The sequence below is a fragment of the Streptomyces armeniacus genome, assembly GCF_003355155.1.
In the GTDB taxonomy this organism is placed as follows: Bacteria; Actinomycetota; Actinomycetes; order Streptomycetales; family Streptomycetaceae; genus Streptomyces; species Streptomyces armeniacus.
The window spans coordinates 2100786-2116654 of the sequence record NZ_CP031320.1 but is presented as its reverse complement, the minus strand read 5'-3'; the positions used below and the strand labels follow the sequence as shown (position 1 = coordinate 2116654).

Here is a 15869-nt window from a genome sequence, read left to right as displayed (position 1 = left end):
ATCCGCGACACACTGTCGAGGATGCTGGTCGCAGTCGTCAACCATTAAGTACGACGAGGTGTCGCGTTTAGTGGACGCTGTCCGAGGCGCCCGGTACCTTGACGCGAGACGTACGAGCCAGGACGGCGCACGTGACAGGACGGGCGTACGGGACATGACGGCGACGGAGAAGCGGGACCGGGACGTGGCGGTGGCGGAGAAGGCAGCGAAGGCAGCGCAGGCAGCGTTTGAGACGGGTGAGACGGCCGCGGCGGCGGGGCCGCCCGGCGACGACGATCTCGGGCGCCACATCCGCGACGCCCGCGTGCAGCGCGGCCTCACGCTGGAGGCGCTCGCCAAGGCCACCGGCCTGTCCCGGAGTTACCTCAGCAACGTCGAGCACAACAAGAACAGCCCCACGATCAGCACGCTGCGCACCATCCTGGACGCACTCGGCGTCACGCTGAGCCAGCTGTTCCGCACCGTCGAGGGCGAGCGGCACGCCGTGACCCGGCCCGACCAGCGCGTGGTCATCGCCCGTACCGGGAACGACGCCGTCCGCTACGAGCTGCTCAACCCGAACCCGCACGGCCGCCTCGAGTCCATGATCATGGAGGTCGCCCCCGGCGCCTCCTCCGGCGGCCACCCGCACACCCACGCCGGCGAGGAGGTCGGCCTGATCCTCAGCGGCGAGCTGGACTACTGGGTCGACGGCGTCCATTACGCCCTGCGCGAGGGCGACGCGGTGAGCTTCGACGCGACGCTCCCGCACCGCTACGCGAACCCGGGCAACGTCCCGTCGGTCAGCGTCTGGACGGTCACTCCGCCGAGCTTCTGACGCGACGGGACGGCGTACGGGCCGCCCGCGGGCCGCGCCGCCCGCGGGCGTGCGGCCCGCCGCGCTCAGCCGGGGTGCGGGGCGCGGGCGGTGTGCACGGTGGTGGCGGTGGCGTAGAAGGCATCGGGCCGCCAGAGGATGCCCGTGCAGGCGTCACCGTCCACCAGGCGGTCCAGCGTCTCGCGGTCCTCGGCGTCGAGCTGTTCGCCGACCCCGTCGCGCAGCCGTGTGAGATGCGTGTGCAGGTACTCGCGTGCGGACAGGGCGAGCGGCGCCGGGTGGTCGGTGAGGAACGTACGCGTCCCCGCGGGCACCAGCCCGGCCGCGGCGAGCATGCCCGGCCAGTCCTCGACCACGCCGACCGAGCCGGGCAGTTCGGCCCGCATCTCGCTGAACCGGTCTTCGACGACCGCGTCCAGCCGCGCCTGCAGGCCCGGACGGCCGATGCCGATGTCGCGGGGCAGGAAGCGCGCGGGCAGGCCGCGTTCGACGACCGCGAGCAGCCCGCCGGGGCGCAGCACGCCGGCGAGGGACTCCAACGCCGCCTGCTGGTCGCCGAGATGGTGCACGACATGGCTTGTCCAGATCACATCGGCCGAGCCCAGCGCGCCGAACTCCGCCGGCAGATCCGCCTGCCGCGTCCGTACGCGGTCGCCCAGCCCTTGCTCGGCGGCGCGCGCCGCGACCCGCTCCAGCAGCCCGGAGCCCTGGTCGACGGCGACGGTCTCGGCGTACGGGAAGGTCCGCGCGAGCACGCAGGTCACCACGCCGGGGCCGCTGCCGACATCGAGCACGCGGCGGACGCCGTGGGCGCCGTCGGCGCCGTCGCCGTTGGCCCCGGCTTCGGCTTCGGTGATCGCCCGGCGCAGCCAGTCCGCCGCGCTCTCGATGAATGGGCTGAGCAGCTCGGCCTCGGCCTCGAGGTGTGCGGCCATCGCCTCCCAGTCGATGTTGTGGTGGTTGTGCGCGCCGTGGCCGTGCTGGTGGTGCTGGTGCTGGTCCTCGTGCTGGTGCTTGTGCTGTGTGCCGTGGCTGTGCTGTGCGGTCATGGGGCACTCCCGTTCCGGATGGGTCCGCTGGTCTCTCGGCCGTACGGCCAGACTGCGGCCAAGCGCGCCGTAACGACAACTCTTGTTGCCATTTCCGGGACAACCCCCCACTACCCGGCCCGTCGAACCCCCGCCGGCCCGCGCTCCGAGGAGAACGGGGTTGAGAGGCACCAAAAAAAGCGAGTGTGCCGAGCTGGGCACCCGGCACACTCGCTGCCTACATTGCACCTGGTGGCTGCACTCCATGAGCGACGATGTATGGAATGCAGACGAGCGCTGCATAGAGCACTCGCCTGGCTATTTGGAACACGTTGCGCCTCTCGAAGCCATTACTAGTTTTACTGACGCACACCAACCTGCAGGGTTTTCGCCCGACGTGGTTGGTGCTCAAGTATGAGATCACGTAGGTGCCTGAACAGGCAAATTCTAGAAGGCGCACCCCTGGTCAATGTAGCGACAGGGTGTCCACCGTAGTGCAAATCTTTGCTCGCGTAACGCTCTGCTTCTCTGTGAATGTCACTGGCATATGCTGGGTGACTTGAACTCAGTCATCACGAGAGTGTGTTTCCGTGCCATATGCGGGCGAGCGCTGCCAAAGTCTCGTCCTCTTCGGAGCGAACCCCTATTCTGCGGCTCTGAGCGAGCCCTGTCTCCAGATGGGCGTAGGCTTGTGCCAGTCGCCCCGTGGCGGCTTCCGCCTCGCCCAGCGTGCGGAGCGCTTGGATTTCTTCCAGAGTGGAATGTATAGTCCGAGCGATGGCCAGTGCGGCGGCGTGGTGGGCGAGCGCTTCTTCACTTCTCCCCGTGTCCTGGAGGACTTTCCCGATTCCATTGCGGGCGATCGCCTCGCTGCGCCGGTCTCCTGTGCTGCGCAGTACGGGTAGGGCCGCCCTGTAGAGTTCCAGGGCCTCTCTCGGTTTTCCGCTGGCCCGCAGCGTGTCCGCCAGGTTGATCTGAAGAACCGCGTACTGCCCCTTGCTGCCGAGAGCCTGGAGGAGCTTGATCGAGCGCCGATAGGCGCTGATGGCGCTGTCCAGGTTTCCAGTCTCTTTGTACAATTCCGCCATATTGTTGAGTGCGATGAACTGGCCACGCCGGTCGCCGACATCTCGGAAACGTGCGAGACCGTCCAGGAAGTACTTGAGCGCCTCTTTCTGTTGCCCGAAGCTGAGGCAGATGGTGCCCATCATGTTGAAGCTCCTGCCTTGCTGGAGCCGGTCGGACTTGGCCAGGCGGAGCCGCAGGGCTCGCTGTTGCAACTTAAGGGCTTCAGGCTCGGCCGTGTGCCAGAAAGCGATGGACAGTTGGTGAAGAGCTTCTGCTTCGAGGGCGACGTCAGCGGTGTTCTCTGCTATCTCCAAGGCTGTACGGGCGCTCTCGATGGCTGTGTCGTAGGTGCCGGCGCTGGCGCAGACAGTGGCGAAGTCGATCAGGGCTCGGCCGGTGGTTCCTGCACTTTCGATCGTCTGCCAGTACGCAACGGCTTCGCGGAGCACGGTGATCGCCGTGGTCAGGTAGCCCTCACTGCTCAGGAAGCCCGCCAAGGCGTGGGCCATCATGGCCAGTTGACCGCGTGAGCCGTGGGCTCGGGCGTACTCCAGGGCCGCCAACAGGTTCGGGCCCTCGGTGGTGAACCAGCGCTGAGCGTCGTCCTCCTGCCATACAAGGGAGGCCGCGGCGGGGGGCAGATCGATGCGCAAACGATGCGGGTAGGCGCGCCGGTCAGCCTGGTCTGCGGTTCGCAAATAGTGGTCGAGCAGACGATCGAGCGAGTGGTGTCTATCCGTTGCCGAGTCGTGTTCAGCGAGGCCTGCGGCGTATTCACGTAAAAGGTCGTGAAGTTGATAGCGATGCGGCGCCGGCTCCGCGATAAGATGGCATATTAGCAGTTCCTCCAGTACATATTCTGTCTCGTCGACTGGAAGTCCACTGAGGGCGGCAGCGGCCCCGGGGCCGAACTCCGTGCCGAAGTGTAGACCGAGACAGCGAAATGCCCTCTGCTGTACGGGAGTGAGCGCCTGGTAGGAGACGGCAAGTACTTTGGTCATCGCCCGGTAGGAGTCGCGGATTTCCGGAAGCCTCCTGGGTGCTTGGTTGTAGCGCTTCACCAGGTCGGTGACAGTCCAGGAAGGTCGCGCGAGAAGACGGCTGGCCGTGATGTCCAATGCTAGGGGCAAGTACCCGCACAAACGGGCCAGTGTGGCCGTTTCGACTTGATTCGCCGTCCGCTCCTCGCCAAGCGTGTGGCGGAGAAGTGCGACGGCATCGGCGGGGGCGAGCACGTCCAGCGCGATGTGCTGGACACGGGGCAGGGCGGCCAGTTGGTAGCGGCTGGTGACAATTATCAGAGAAGCGGATTCTCCAGGCAGTAGCGGGCCAACTTGCTCGACGCCGGCGGCATCGTCCAAGAGGGCCACGAACCTGCGGTTCCGGGCCTCGGCGCGCCACAACGTGACCAGGCTCTCCAGATCCTGAGGAAGCTCTTGTACGGGTGTGCCGAGGCGCCGCAGAAGCTCTCGGAGAGCTTCAACGGGGGCCATCGGTGGCTGGTGGAGGGAGTGCCCCCGTAGGTTGATAGCCAGTCTTCCGTCAGGAAAGCGTTCATGCATCCGGCGCGCCGCACGTGCGGCCAGCGCCGTCTTTCCAGAGCCGGCCATGCCCGTGATGGCCTGGGGGCGCACCGAGCCGCTTGCTTGGGCAGAGGCGGCAGTCATCCTGTCCAGCTCAGAGTTGCGGCCGACCCAGATTCCTTCGGGTGGCAGAGAGTCCGTGGGTCCGGAGCTGCTTCTGCGAGCGAGAGACGTGGGCGGGGCGGGCAGCAGGGCGTCGACCGGTGTGCCAATCAGGATGCCCTGGTGGATGCGAGCGAGGTCATCACTCGGGTCAGTGCCTGACCGTCGCAGTTGATGCAGCGTGCGCTGCATCAACCGGGCTGCTTCCTCGGTGCGCCCGCATCCGTGGAGCGCCAGCGCGAGTTGCCGCGCGACGGGCTCCTTCGTCGAGTGCTGCTCCACAAGTGGCTGTAAGCCGGCAACGGCCTCCTCGAAACGGCCGAGCCTCAGCGCTATGTCCGCCTGTTTCAGGGCGGCCGCAAGGTTTTTCTCCACGACGAAGCGTCGGATTTCGGTCGCCCAGGCTCCCGGCAGTCCGGCCAGCGGCTCGCCACCCCATAGTCGTGACGCCGCCTGGTATGCCTTCAGGGCATCTCGTTCGCTGCCCCCTTCGGCCAAGCCCTGGCTCTGGTCGAGAAGGTTGAGGTAGTGACGCAGATCAACGGTGTCCGGATCTGCCTGGAGCGTATAGGTGTGTGTACGACTGATCACCGCAGGAGCGTTCGGGCCGGCAAGCGCCCAAATAGTCTTACGGATATGGTGAATGTGTACGTACAACGCCTCGCGCGGTTTCGCTGGCGGGTGATCGTCCCACACCCGGTGGACGAGGGTGTCCACCCCGACCGTTCTGCCCGTATCCCAAGCCAGTGAGGCGAGTGTCAGGCGCTCCTTGGGAGACCCGAGCGGGCTGCGTTCGTTCCCAGCCTGCAACGCGACTGCGCCGAGAAGCAGTATGCGGAGCTCCACCAGCGCCCTCCCGCCGGTTCGGCATGTTCCGTGGGTCGAGAGTGACACGGGCTCGGTTCGTATGACCATGTCATTGTGAAAGGAGGTCTGAAATTGGTCTCATGGCGATTGGGTGCGGTCGATCTCCACTCACACCGGGTAGGAAACGCTCGGGTGTGGCTTCGGAGGGAACCCAGCAGCGTGCGCCCAAACTGATGTTGTGTCCAGTCGGACCGGGGGGAGAGGCACCGTGCGGGACGAGGAGATGGTCGTTGCGCTGTTATCGGCCATGATTGCCAATCGACCACTGCACAGCTCACCGGCGGGCCAGGCGCTCAATCGGCTTGTGGGCACACGATATGAACCCTGGGAAGAGCCGGCGCGGTACTGGGATGAAGCCTGCCGCGCCCAGGGCGACCCGTTGCAGGCAATGTGGCGGCTGTCGAGTTCGTTGGCCGAGGAGGCCGCTGGCGACGTCGCGTTCAGGTCAGACCTGGACACGTGGCTGCGGCACCACCAGACAGAGCCACAGAGGTCTACCAACAGCATCAGCGGCTCAGCGCAGGTCTACGGCCCGAGTCTTCAGTCAGGCTCGATCCTCGGGGATGTCCACTTCCACCAGGCCGAACACGCTGTGATTCGCCCGCAGTTGGTACCACGACAACTCAGACCAGCGCCCGCACACTTCACAAACCGATGCGAAGAGCTCGGCGCACTGCACCGCATCCATCACACGCCCCGGAAAGGAGGGCCCGCGCTGGCAGTGATGAGCGGTCCCGGAGGCGTCGGCAAGACCACCTTGGCGTTGCGATGGCTGCACGAAGTTGCTGATCAATATCCTGACGGTCAGCTCTATGCCGACTTGATGCCAGGTGCTGCGGGAGAACCGGAGCCGATGGGCTCGGTGCTGGGGGGATTTCTCCGGGCTCTGGGCGTCGAAGGGGATCAAGTCCCAGCCGAAGCCGAGGAAGCAGCCGGTCTCTTCCGCTCGCTGACTGCCCGCGGGTGCATCGCAATCCTGTTGGATAACGCGGTCTCAGCAGCTCAAGTGCGGGCGCTTCTGCCTTCTTCGGTAGCCAGCACTGTTGTGGTGACAACGAGATGGCGCCTGGGTGGCTTGACCATGGACGGAGCTGACTTCCTTCACATCGCTCCGCTGCACCAGCAAGCGGGCAGGGAGCTGCTGACAACCACTGTCGGGAAGCATCGAGTCTCGGCGGAGGCTGACGCTGTTGCCGGCCTTGTGTCCCTGTGCGCAGGGCTTCCTCTGGCGTTGTCCATCGTAGGAGCGCGACTGGTGACACGGCCCCAGTGGCCAATCGCCCGGGTGGTTCGGGAACTCAAGGACGAACAACGACGGCTCCAGGCGCTGGCGATGGACGAGGTCTCAGTCTTGAGCGTGTTCGACCTTTCGTATGAGGGGTTGCCACCGGAGGCGGCACGAGCCTACAGATGGCTGGGCCTGCATCCGGGACCAGGCTTCTCTCCCGAAGCTGCCGCAGCGGCTCTGCAGGTGTCGAAGGGCGACACGGAAGTGGTGTTGGAGAGCCTCGTGGACGCCAGCCTCCTCAATTCCGACAACTCCGGCCGGTATTACTTCCACGATCTCGTCCGCCTGCATGCGTGTCAGCGCGCTGAAGCCGAGGACAGTGCGCCCACGCGCGATGGAGTAGTTTGTCGCCTCTTGAGGTATTACCTCGCCTTTACTGCTGCTGGTGACCGTGCGGTGACCCCGCTGGATTGGCATCTCCGTCCTGAGCATGGAGACAGTGATGTCTCGTATGCTTGGCAAACGAGCAGAGATGCACTTGCGATGCTCGAAAGAGAGCTGCCAAACCTGATGGCTCTCCTACGTACTGGCTACGAACGGGGTTTCGACGCCCTTGTATGGCAACTCGCTGAGTCGATGTGGTCATTGTTCCTCCACCGCAAGCACTTCCCGGATTGGATGACCGCATACGGGTTCGGTATCCAGGCCGCGTCACGCTGCGGCGATCCCGCTGCCCTTTCACGTATGCGTCATCATCTCGGCTTCGCCTTTCACAATCTGAGCCGCAAGCAGGAGGCCCTCCAACAAGGGGTCGCCTCGCTCGAGGCGGCACGCGAGGCCAATCACGAACTGGCCGAGACAGAAGCCCTGGGACTCCTAGGCATGGCGTATCGCTCTCTGGGGCGGTTCGACCAAGCCGTAGAGGTATTACGGCAAGGTGTCGCGCTCGATCGCGAGGCAGGCCGCGTAAGAGCAGAGGCACTCGGCCGACGTCGGCTCGGCCAGGCTTTGTTGGCCGCCGGGAGGATCGAGGAAGCCATTGGCGAGCTTACCCGTGGGCGCGACCTGGCCGAGTCATTGTGTGACAACATGGTTAAGGCGATGACCACTGTCTGGCTGGCTGACGCATATACGAGGGCGGGCCACGCCTCCGAAGCAATCACACTGGCCCAGGAAGCATGGTCAATCGTCGCCGAATCAGGATCCAGCCAGTACAGGGCTCAAGTACTGATGGTTTGGGGCGAAGCCGCTGAAGCGCTCACGGAGCTGTCAGTCGCAAGCAACCTCCTTAGGCGATCACGGGCCTTCTACCGCGAAGCCGGTGCGCCGGACTTAGGGAGAGTCGACCGCGCGCTTGGCAGGATCAAGGCGCAGCTAGCCGACGGCACCTGATTCTTCTCCGTCGTTGTGTGCTCTTCCGGTACCCACACTGGATAGTCCGGGGAGCTGGCCGACAGGAGCCCCGATAGCAATCCACGGATAGACACAGACGCCGCAGGCCTGAGCACACGCCGCTCTGTGAGCGCGATGGTGCAGAACTTGCCCAGCCTGGGTTTGGAGCAGGGTCTCACGCTCGCCCACTGAGACAGCGACAAGAGAACAGCCGGGGGCTGCGGCCAGCCAGGACTCTGCGACCCGCACAGCTCGGCTGGTCGTCGGCTGGGGACGACCGATCACCACATCAGCACTGTGTCTCCACCCGACCGCAGCTCCTTCCGCCACCACCAGGAACCTGTCGGCCCCCGAGCAGGGACACTCGTAACGCTGCCTCGCGGTTTCTCCCCAGACCCACACGCCTACGCCCGCATCGTTCCGGCTGTGCCAGTCGCATCGCGTGACATGTAAGCGCTCCCCCGTACTACCGGCGATCTGCCCGCCGAGGAGCGAGTGTCGGCACGGCCTGAGACTCATCCGACCTCCTCGATCGCCAGGCCGCCTCGGCAGCCCACAGGGACCGGAAGTGGCACCGGTGCGTTGGTCGGCGCCCTGCCAGGCTCGGGAAGGTCCAGCAGGCGATACATGGTCCGCCGCAGGATGCCGGCGGCCTGTCCCGGTACGGAAGTGATCAGCGCGGACACCATTTTCTGTCGGCACGAGTGATGTCCGTTTGCAATCTCCTCCATCTGCGGGGTCAGCGGCATGTCAGTACACAGATGGGCAGCCTCCTGCCGTACCACGTCAGCCAGGCTTCCTGGCCGCAAAAACCCCTCGCGGCCGGAAGCAGTCAGCATCACCGGACAGCCGATTGCCGCTCCATAACTGGTTACCGAGCCGTGATCACCGATGATCGCGTCCGCAGACACCAGTGCGGCCCGCCAGCCCTCCTCCGGTGGCAACAACAGCAGGCCCTCCCGCAGACAATCCGCCAACCAAGCTTGCACCTGCCAAGCCCCGTGCACGCCCCAGATATTTGGGTGCAGCACCGCCGCCACCCTGTATTGAGTACGCGGCAACTCACGCACCAGCCGGTCGAGTAGATCCGGATGAGTCCCCAGGACGGACTCGGGCTGCCAGGTGGAGGTCAACACCACGAGCTTCTGGTCCGGGCGCACTCCCAGTGCGCGCCGGTAGGCAGACCGCCACGGCACACTTGTCACCAACCGGTCGAAACAAACATCGCCGGCCACGACCGCAACGGGGACCGCTTCCGGACATGACTCGCGCAGAATCGCGAGTTCATCCCGGTGTGTGAGCGGCAAAGCGGCCGGTACCAACCGCCCACGGTGCACCAGCGAACCACGATCCAGCCCATGCGCCGGACCCGCAGCCGGACCGGAACTCCGGGCACGGAGCCTGGATGGCACCGCTCCGGCCCCGTGAGGGAGCAGCATTACCTGTCCGTGCAGCTGCTCGACTGCTGTCTCACTTGCAGCGAGAACAAGGTCGAACTCGCACTGCACGGCCTGCTGCCACGGAAGCAGCAACCCACCCTGTGCTCGCACGAACTCTTCCGCTCCGTGGCACACTGCTCCGTTCCGCGCGGGCGCCACGGTGAACATCACCACCACACGGTGATCGGACTCCAGCAGCGCCAGAACGTCCATCAGCCGGATGCCAGCGACCATGAACGGAACCACGACCAGCACGTTGCGGCATCCCCGGCGCAGCACCCGGCTGTTCGCGCCCAAACCGACCGGACTGTTCAGCCATAAGCCCCCCGCCATCAACGGACGCCCCCCAAGCGCGAGCCGAGCCGGCCCGACGATGCGGGCAGACCTGCGCCGCGCGGTAGCCCTTCGCCCCCGTGCCGGGAGCCCTCTGCGAGAACAACCTGGGTCGCTTCTCCACGCCTGTCGAACGTGATCACGACATCCCCCTGTACGTCGGCTACATTCCTTCGAGAGAGGGGCTGCCCGGCGGCCTTTGGCGGATTGCTTGCATGTGCCTTGCGGAAACCTTGCTACCGCAGAGCGGATTCTGCCGCCCGGGTTGAGGTCGTTTTAGTGCTTCGCTCCGGACTGCCTGGCCAGGCGCTTGCCTCGCTTGGGGGCTTGACGCCCGGGCCTGCTACTCGGCGCCTGGGATGGAGTATGGCCTTTTCGCGCCCTTGTGGCGAGATATAGGCAATCCCACGCTGGTCATGACAAGTGCAACCCATCAGCCTGGGGGTCATATGCACGATCGCATGCTTCGGGGTGGATATCAGTCTGATTGGAGTTTGCTGCTTGACCGAGTCCTCCTCCACTCTCGTCCCGGTGCCCCCGTCGACGTCGTGCTGTCGGACGTACTGCACGGCGTGGAGAGTGGCATCGTCTTCTGCGGAGCCAAGGCCCGCGAGGAGTCGCAGCGCAGGCGCGGCGCTGTAGAGGCGGTCGTGGTCGATCCGGAGCGCTACGTGCATCACCGAGCCACCATCGCGGAGCCCTTCTGTCTGCCGAAGGGAGGCGGCACCGGCCAGCTATCGCTGCTCGGAGAAGCAGATGATCAACTCGACGGGTTGTTGCAGGGCCAACGCGGGGGCGGAAGCGGGATCGCGCTCACGCCCACCGGCTACGTGGGAGCGGACGATTGCGGCGCCCTTCGTGCAGTCATGGAGCGCGCGAGCGAGCTGAACGGGGCTGAGGACATTGTGGTGCTGCCAATAGACAAGGGGTGGCTCCGAGAGCGCCATCTTGACTTCCTCACGACGCAACTCTCCGCTCTGCCGGTGACCAAGGCGCTCGTTCTGTGCGACACTCGCAATCCCCTTGAACGGAGGGGAGCGGCCACTGCGCTGCGCGAACTCGTCAGGGTGCCCCGTACCGGACTGCTCCGCACTGACCTCGCCGGTCTGGACGCTCTTGCGCACGGGGCGGTGTTCTCGGCGATCGGTGTCCAAACCTCGATGCGGCACGGCCGACCGCCCAGCGACGGCGGGCCGCCGCCCACCGGGCGCAGAGCCACGGTGCTGCATCCGCAACTCATGCGGTACTTCCGGTGCAGCACCTTGCACGAGGTATACGGGGCTCAAGGCACCCCATACTGCTCTTGCACGTATTGCGATGGTCGAGCACTGGGCAGATTCGAGGACACCGTGGAAGGGGTTGGCCAGGCTGATCTGCACAACATTGCGGTCTGGGCTCCTTGGGCTGCTCAATTGCAGGCAGAGCCTGACAAGAACGTGCGGCGCAGCATGTGGCGCTCACTCTGTGAGCAAGCCGTCGCCTCCCACGAGGAGATCAACCGGCAACTGAGGCGGAGCGTCTTCAAACCAGATCCCGCGCTCAGAGAATGGGCGGGAATTCGCTGATAGGGCAGGCGTTTATCGGGGCCGTAGACGTCCGTAAACCTGCTCCGAGAACCTCCATGCGGCCTCCGTATGGCGGCTGTTCGTCAAGACCCGTGGCAGCGCCACGAGCCGACAGCCCACCACGGCATTGTCGTGCACGACTCCGTGTCCGAACCACTCGGCTTGCAGGCCGACGAGTGAGTCGACCACAGGCCCCGTGACCCTGATGGCTGTCGAGGGGGCGTACGAGCCGAATCTCCCGGCACGCGACACTGCGCCAGTCGTCAGCCTTTGGGCCTGGACCATGGCCAGGTCCACTTGCACTGGAGGCACGGCCAGGCGCTCTGCTGCTCCTGCAGCCACTCGTACTGAACCCACAGGACAACGCCGCAACAGCCTCCGGTCCCGCTCGGTGATGGAAGACAGCGGCACCGGAATCCTGGCAGGCAGGCCGAGCAGTGCCCTGAAGACGCTCATCTCCCTGCCCATGTCCGCGGCTTCGTTACTCAACAACCCTGCCGCACAGGCTCGACGCCGCGCGTCCTCGCCCTCGTTCAGGCGGTAGAAGATCCATACCTGCACGTCACGTACACACATGTCCGCGATCCGCGTACCGGGTCGCAGGTCGCCAAGCAGCGACTCGCCGAGCTGCCGTACCCGTTCGGTGTCCCCGGTCCCATCCGAGGCAGTGCGATCCCCGTATTGCGTCTGACGACTCATCAGGTTCCCGGCTTTCTCTCGTGCGTCAACGCCCGCCTACGCGACACTCCTGCTCCGCTGGCCCATGTCTCATGTTCCGCAACTCCCCGAGTGCGGTGCGTGCCAGTACCGACTCGGCTGTCGATACCGGGGAGAGTAACGGTGGATTGCAGAAGCCCTGCGCCGGTCCCTTGTTGGGAGTGTGCCCACGGCGGAAACGAACGGTGACCCGCGGAAGACGCCAGAGGGCGTTTCCGCGGGTCACCGGAGGTCAATCACCGTCGGAGGCCGGGTCGACCGGCTTCCTTCGGTTTAGATGTCGAAGTACAGCTCGAACTCGTGCGGGTGCGGACGCAGTTGCATCGGTGCGATCTCGTTCGTCCGCTTGTAGTCGATCCAGGTCTCGATGAGGTCCGAGGTGAAGACCCCGCCCGCCTGGAGGTACTCGTTGTCCGACTCGAGGGCCTCGAGGACCGCCGGGAGGGAGGTGGGGACCTGGGGGACGCCCGCGTGCTCTTCCGGGGCGAGCTCGTAGAGGTCCTTGTCGATCGGCTCCGCCGGCTCGATCTTGTTCTTGACCCCGTCGAGGCCCGCGAGGAGCAGGGCCGAGAAGGCGAGGTACGGGTTCGAGGACGGGTCCGGGGCGCGGAACTCGACGCGCTTGGCCTTCGGGTTCGCACCCGTGATCGGGATACGCATCGCCGCCGAGCGGTTGCGCTGCGAGTAGACCAGGTTGACCGGGGCCTCGAAGCCGGGGACCAGGCGGTGGTACGAGTTGACCGTCGGGTTCGTGAAGGCCAGCAGCGACGGGGCGTGCTTGAGGATGCCGCCGATGTAGTAGCGGGCGGTGTCGGAGAGGCCCGCGTAACCCTGCTCGTCGTAGAAGAGGGGCTCGCCGCCGTTCCACAGGGACTGGTGGACGTGCATGCCCGAGCCGTTGTCGCCGAAGATCGGCTTGGGCATGAAGGTGGCGGTCTTGCCGTTGCGCCAGGCGACGTTCTTCACGATGTACTTGAAGAGCATCAGGTCGTCGGCCGCGGCGAGCAGCGTGTTGAACTTGTAGTTGATCTCCGCCTGGCCGGCCGTGCCGACCTCGTGGTGCTGGCGCTCGACCTGGAGGCCGTTCTTCATCAGCTCGAGGGAGATCTCGGCGCGCAGGTCCGCGAAGTGGTCGACGGGCGGGGCGGGGAAGTAACCGCCCTTGTAGCGGACCTTGTAGCCGCGGTTGCCGCCGTCCTCGATGGCGCCGGTGTTCCAGGCGCCCGCCTCGGAGTCGATGTGGTAGTAGCCGGCGTTCGCCTTCGTCTCGAAGCGCACGTCGTCGAAGACGTAGAACTCGGCCTCGGGGCCGAAGAAGGCGGTGTCGGCGACACCGGAGGAGGCGAGGTACGCCTCGGCCTTCTTCGCCACGTTCCGCGGGTCGCGGCTGTACTGCTCGCCGGTGATCGGGTCGTGGATGAAGAAGTTGATGTTGAGCGTCTTGTCCTTGCGGAACGCGTCCATACGGGCCGTCGACAGGTCCGGTACGAGCGCCATGTCGGACTCGTGGATGGCCTGGAAGCCGCGGATCGACGAGCCGTCGAACATCAGGCTCTCGCCGGGGTCGAAGGTCTCGGCCGGAATCGTGAAGTGCTGCATGATGCCCGGCAGATCACAGAAGCGGACATCGACGAACTTCACATCGTTGTCCGCGATGAACCCCTGGGCCTCGTCGGCGTTCTGGAACATCCAACTCCTCCTAGTCCCGCCGCGAGGGGACGGGCTTGCTGCCTTGGAGCGCTCAGCCTGTACCTTGCCTGTACGAGCCGCGCTGACGCCCGACCATAGGCAGAGGGCATTTCTCGGGCATGACCCATTTGTTTCGCCGATGTTAACCGGCTCGCACCCCTGGCCGAGCGCACGTCAGGGCACTCCGGCCGGCAAGGTCGTTTTTCGCCGCGATACCGTTGATGCGTGGACAACAGGGAAGCGATCGGATCGTGGCTCTCCGGCCCGCGCGCCACAGCCGAGAACATGGGCGCGGACTTCGGCTACCGCGGGGAGCGCCTCGGCCTCCCACGCGAGGGAACGGGCTCGATCGCGCCGCTCGGGCGGCGGTTCGGGGCCATCTTCATCGACTGGGGGCTGGCTGCCGTCATCGGTTACGGTCTGCTGTCCGGCCGTGACCTGTCGGCCGCGGACACCTGGACGCTCGGCGTCTTCCTGGTGATGAGCCTGCTCACCGTGGGCACGGTGGGGTGCACGCCGGGCAAGCGGCTGCTCGGGCTGCGCGTCGTCGCCGCGGACGGGGCCGGGAGGCTCGTGCCGTGGCGCGTCCTGGTCCGTACGGTCCTGCTGGGCCTCGCGCTCCCCGCGCTCGTCTGGGACCGCGACGGCCGTGGCCTGCACGACCGGCTCGCGGGCGCGGTGCAGGTCCGTATGTGAGACCCGTCCGGGCGTGAGACCCCGTATGTGAAACCCCGCTGCCGGGGCTGACCGGACGTGAGACCCCGCTGCCGTAGCTGAGGCGCGCGCCCGCCCCGCGTACACGCAGACGGGCGCGCGTACCCGTGCCCGTACGTGACCGACACGGCGCCGCGCGCCCGTACCCTCGTCCTCGCTGCCGCCGCCCGGAGGCTCAGCGGCCGCCCTGTCCCTTCGGCAGCCGCATGCCCTTGGGCATCGGGCCCTTCGGGATCGGCATGTTCTTCATCAGGTCGCCCATCGCCCGCAGCCGGTCGTTGGTCTCGGTGACCTGCCCGCCCGCCAGCACGCGCGGCAGCTTGAGCATCTTCGACCGCAGCTTCTTCAGCTCGACCTGGCCCTCGTCGTTGCCCACGATCAGGTCGTGCACCGGGACGTCGGAGACGACCCGCGCCATCCGCTTCTTCTCGGATGCCAGCAGGGAGCGGACGCGGTTCGGGTTGCCCTCGCCGACGAGCACGATGCCCGCCTTGCCGACGGCGCGGTGAACGACGTCCTGCTGGCGGTTGATCGCGACGGCCGGCGTCACGTTCCAGCCGCGCCCGATGTTCTCCAGCACCGCGGCCGCGGCGCCCGGCTGGCCTTCCATCTGCCCGAACGCCGCCCGCTCCGCGCGCCGTCCGAAGACGATCGCCATCGCGAGGAAGGCCAGCAGGAAGCCCAGGATGCCCAGATAGACGGGGTGCCCGATCCAGAAGCCGAACGCGAGGAGGACGCCCAAGGTGACGAGCCCCACGCCGGCAAGAATCCAGCCGATCCACCGGTCAGCACGCCGGGTCATCTTGTACGTCAGGGCGATCTGCTTGAGCCGCCCTGGATTCTCGGATGTTTCCTTCCTCGCCATAGGAGGAAGTTTACGTGTCCCCGCCGAGGGCGGGTGTCCCGGCCGGGGGTTCGGGGGTTGTCCCCCGGGAAGTGGCAGCGGCCGGGGCCCCGGGAACGGCGGCTACGTGCCGGGGCGTGCGACCGGCTTGCGGGTCTCCAGTACGTGCTGGGCCTCGGCCCGTGCCGTCGCCCGGCGGCGGTCGTCGAGGACCGCCGTCCAGGCGTTACGGCGCGCGGTCCGCTGTCCGCCGCTCAGCAGCAGTCCCTCCAGCGCGCGCAGCGTCGTACGCATCAGATCGTCCCCTCCGAGTGGCAGCGATGGGTGATTCCACCATCACAGAACGGTGTTACCAGCGGATGTCAGGGGGGTCAAACCAGCAACGGCTCCTGAGGCGAAGCTCACGCGACCTGCCCAGCAGCAGCCGTACGCCGGGCCCGTACGCCAGGCTCGTACACCGGATCCGCACACCAGGCCCGTACG

10 protein-coding genes are annotated in these 15869 nt (G+C 66.2%); 4 read left to right on the top strand and 6 right to left on the bottom strand.

Features of this window, described 5'->3' with window-relative positions:
• Positions 1-70: 70 nt before the first annotated feature.
• Positions 71-817: a helix-turn-helix domain-containing protein gene (locus tag DVA86_RS09270; protein ID WP_208877298.1), complete on the top strand. Its 747-nt coding sequence runs from the start codon at positions 71-73 to the stop codon at positions 815-817.
• A 65-nt stretch (positions 818-882) separates the two neighbouring features.
• On the opposite strand, the gene DVA86_RS09265 is transcribed toward DVA86_RS09270, so the two are convergent.
• Together DVA86_RS09265 and DVA86_RS09260 are read right to left on the bottom strand one after the other, a co-directional pair.
• Positions 883-1866 carry a class I SAM-dependent methyltransferase gene (locus tag DVA86_RS09265; protein WP_208877297.1) on the bottom strand — a complete coding sequence of 328 codons (984 nt, stop codon included), beginning with the start codon at positions 1864-1866 and terminating at the stop codon, positions 883-885.
• A gap of 551 nt (positions 1867-2417) precedes the next feature.
• Positions 2418-5315 (bottom strand): AfsR/SARP family transcriptional regulator, encoded by a 2898-nt coding sequence (locus tag DVA86_RS09260; protein ID WP_208877296.1) that lies wholly within the window; start codon positions 5313-5315, stop codon positions 2418-2420.
• Positions 5316-5673: 358 nt separating this feature from the next.
• On the opposite strand from DVA86_RS09260, the gene DVA86_RS09255 reads away from it, so the two are divergent.
• Entirely contained in the window at positions 5674-8085 is a 2412-nt protein-coding gene (locus DVA86_RS09255; protein WP_208877295.1) for an ATP-binding protein, read from the top strand.
• Positions 8086-8600: 515 nt separating this feature from the next.
• On the opposite strand, the gene DVA86_RS09250 is transcribed toward DVA86_RS09255, so the two are convergent.
• Positions 8601-9821 carry a hypothetical protein gene (locus DVA86_RS09250; RefSeq protein ID WP_222623304.1) on the bottom strand — a complete coding sequence of 407 codons (1221 nt, stop codon included), beginning with the start codon at positions 9819-9821 and terminating at the stop codon, positions 8601-8603.
• Between the two features lie 584 nt (positions 9822-10405).
• Between DVA86_RS09250 and DVA86_RS09245 the strand changes: the two genes are divergently transcribed.
• The gene (locus DVA86_RS09245) at positions 10406-11422 is read left to right on the top strand and encodes a hypothetical protein (RefSeq protein ID WP_208877293.1); all 1017 of its coding nucleotides are present in this window, start codon (positions 10406-10408) and stop codon (positions 11420-11422) included.
• Positions 11423-12412: 990 nt separating this feature from the next.
• On the opposite strand, the gene glnA is transcribed toward DVA86_RS09245, so the two are convergent.
• Positions 12413-13828, bottom strand: a complete 1416-nt coding sequence (gene glnA / locus DVA86_RS09240) for a type I glutamate--ammonia ligase (RefSeq protein WP_208877292.1) — start codon at positions 13826-13828, stop codon at positions 12413-12415.
• 225 nt (positions 13829-14053) lie between these two features.
• Between glnA and DVA86_RS09235 the strand changes: the two genes are divergently transcribed.
• Positions 14054-14524 (top strand): RDD family protein, encoded by a 471-nt coding sequence (locus DVA86_RS09235; protein ID WP_208877291.1) that lies wholly within the window; start codon positions 14054-14056, stop codon positions 14522-14524.
• Positions 14525-14717: 193 nt separating this feature from the next.
• On the opposite strand, the gene DVA86_RS09230 is transcribed toward DVA86_RS09235, so the two are convergent.
• Positions 14718-15407 (bottom strand): DUF4191 domain-containing protein, encoded by a 690-nt coding sequence (locus DVA86_RS09230; protein WP_208877290.1) that lies wholly within the window; start codon positions 15405-15407, stop codon positions 14718-14720.
• Between the two features lie 102 nt (positions 15408-15509).
• Positions 15510-15680 carry an SCO2195 family GlnR-regulated protein gene (locus DVA86_RS09225; protein WP_208877288.1) on the bottom strand — a complete coding sequence of 57 codons (171 nt, stop codon included), beginning with the start codon at positions 15678-15680 and terminating at the stop codon, positions 15510-15512.
• Between the last annotated feature and the right edge of the window lie 189 nt (positions 15681-15869).